This window comes from Acidimicrobiia bacterium, from assembly GCA_035471805.1.
Taxonomy (GTDB): Bacteria; Actinomycetota; Acidimicrobiia; order Spongiisociales; family JAHEDJ01; genus JAHEDJ01.
Window position 1 is genome coordinate 1 of record DATIPS010000060.1, and the last position, 2,518, is coordinate 2,518.

Here is a 2,518-nt window from a genome sequence, read left to right on the forward strand (position 1 = left end):
ATCCTTGACGGTCATAACCCCTGTGTTATAATCTCCAACGCTGAAAGCAGAGCATCGTTGCGGGGTGGAGCAGTGGCAGCTCGTCAGGCTCATAACCTGAAGGTCCTAGGTTCGAATCCTAGCCCCGCTACCTGCTATTGAGCGCCCGAGAGGGCGCTCTTGATTCCCGAGAGCTGGGCCCGTCTCCCTGCATCAAGGGCCACGTCCGTCGGGCATTCGCAGGGAAACGGAAGGGGAACGATCGGTCGAGCGGTTTGAAGTGGGGCGTCGCTCCGGGTACCATCGTGGGCCAACGCAACGACACGTCTCGGTTTGGGATCGAGGTTTCCACAGTGAACAGAACAGCGATGCACAAGTCGGCATTCCTTTCCGGATCCGTGATCGCTGCCCTCTCGGCAGCCTCGTTGCTCGCTGCGTGTGGATCACGAGCTCCGACGGCAACCCCAACGCTGTCCGTCGAGCAAGTTCAGACGGAGGCCGTAGCCACGTTCGCCGCCGGCCTGACATCGACGGCGGCCGCGCTGCCGACGAACACCCCGACGGAGACCGAGACCGCGGCGCCGATGGCCACGATCACGATCGCCGCGTCGGCCACCCAGCCGCTTCCCCCGACCAGCGGAAACGCCCCGGCGGCCTGCCTCGGAATGGCCTTTGTGTCGGATGTGACGATCCCGGACAACACCAAGCTGACACCCGGAGAGAAGTTCACGAAGACCTGGCGCGTGCGCAACAACGGCACCTGCGCCTGGGAGTCGGGGTTCACGTTCCGGTTTATTGGGGGCGAGGCGATGGGCGGGGCACCGGTCGTCCTCTCCGAGGCCGTCCAGCCCGGCAAGGAGACTGACCTGTCGGTCGCCCTCACCGCGCCAGGCTCGGCCGGATCCTACCGAAGCAACTGGCGCATGACGAACAAGAGCGGCGCTTTCTTCGGCGACGAGGTCTACGTCCTCATCTCTGTCGGCACCTCGACGGCAACTGCGAAGGCCTCGGCCACGGCCACGGCGACCTCCTCCCAGACGCCGACTCCGACGGAAACGGCAACGAACACAACCGCTCCCTAGCACCTTGAGCCCCAGCCTCCTGGCGGCTTCCTGTTGGTCGCCCTGGGCTGCCGCAGGTGAGGCATCGCACGTCCGGGACGCGTCCCAGGCCGAAGGCCAGTCCCTGGAACGGCTTCCCGCACACCCGAGAAGTGGCATCTTGACATCGGCCCACGCGGTCTCGCAACCTTTCCACGTTGATGCATTCGGCCGGGCCTCGCAAGCTACGTGGGGAATCGGCTTCGAGCGCAACCATCCAGGCTCCTAGACGACGGCTTGTGACATCTGTCACTTTGCGTCCGAGATACAATTGCTGTCACCAAGAGGAGGCAATGATGAGGGACATCACCCGCATGGCGATTCTTCTTCCAGTGGCCCTGGTGCTCGTCGCCTGCGGCGGCGCCGGGCCTGCGACCGCAGCACCGGCCGCGACCCCACAGACCGCGGCGGCCACGCTCGAAGGGACCGTCTGGCAGTGGACTCAGACGACAGAGACCCAGCCGGCATCCCAGTCGGTTGTGCCCGACCCGGAGAATTACTCGATCGTCTTCGGAGAAGACGGTCAGGTGGTGATCCAGGCGGACTGCAACGTTGTCCAGGGGGCCTATGAGTCGTCCGATTCGAGCCTAACGATCTCTCCCGGGCCTTCGACGATGGCCTTCTGCGGGGAGATGTCGAGCGATACGTTCTTCCTCGGGTACCTGGAGCAGGTCGATACGTTCGAACTGAAGGACGGGACCCTGGTCCTCGGCTTCGGGGGCGGCGCCGGGACGATGACTTTCGCCGATGCCGGCGCAGCCGCCGGGACTGGCGAGGCTGTCGCCCGCGGAATCGAGTGGCAGTGGTCGGAGCTGACCGAAGCCGAACCGGCCAGCCAGTCCGTCGTTCCAAACCCTGAGAGCTACACGCTCACGTTTCAGCCGGACGGCACCTACGCCGTGAAGGCCGACTGTAACCAGGTGTTGGGCGCCTACACGGTCCAGGATCAAGTGATGACGATCTCGCCGGGTCCGTCCACCCTCGCACTTTGTGACCCCGAGTCATTGGACACGATGTACCTCGATCTCCTTTCGCGTGTCACCTCGTTCAGCCTGGAAGGTGGAACCCTGACGCTGTTCGTCGATGGCAACGCCGCCCGGATGGTCTTCTACCCGGCCGAGTAGCGGCCGACGACACTCCCGAAGGAGGTTGCTGAACCATGAAACGGACTCTGATCGTCCTCTCGCTCGCCGCCCTGGCGGCGGTCGCCGCCACCGTGTGGCAGACGTCGAGCGACCCGGCCGTGTTCCTCGGCGAGCCCCGAGGCATGGACACCTTTGACACGAAGACGAACTGGACGCTGTTTGACAACCAGTGCTTCAAGTCGGAGGTCACGGGTGGGAAGTACCTGATGACCGCCAAGGGCCTGCAGGGCACGCCATGCTGGGAGCTGACCTGGCCCCAAGTCGACAACTTCTACCTCGAAGTCACCGTCGATA

Annotated in this window: 3 protein-coding genes and 1 tRNA gene; all 4 read left to right on the forward strand. The window is 64.3% G+C overall.

Annotated features, from left to right (window positions below):
- Positions 1–58: 58 nt before the first annotated feature.
- Positions 59–130 (forward strand) — tRNA-Met (locus VLT15_12645).
- 202 nt (positions 131–332) lie between these two features.
- The gene (locus VLT15_12650) at positions 333–1,061 is read left to right on the forward strand and encodes an NBR1-Ig-like domain-containing protein (protein ID HSR46059.1); all 729 of its coding nucleotides are present in this window, start codon (positions 333–335) and stop codon (positions 1,059–1,061) included.
- A 314-nt stretch (positions 1,062–1,375) separates the two neighbouring features.
- Complete coding sequence (locus tag VLT15_12655; protein ID HSR46060.1) at positions 1,376–2,203, forward strand: META domain-containing protein; 828 nt, start codon at positions 1,376–1,378, stop codon at positions 2,201–2,203.
- 35 nt (positions 2,204–2,238) lie between these two features.
- On the forward strand, positions 2,239–2,518 hold a 280-nt coding region (locus tag VLT15_12660; protein ID HSR46061.1), incomplete at its 3' end, for a hypothetical protein.

Excerpts from the sequence above, each read along its gene's own strand:
- VLT15_12655 (HSR46060.1), top strand. The coding sequence starts at position 1,376 with ATGAGGGACATCACCCGCATGGCGATTCTTCTTCCAGTGGCCCTGGTG.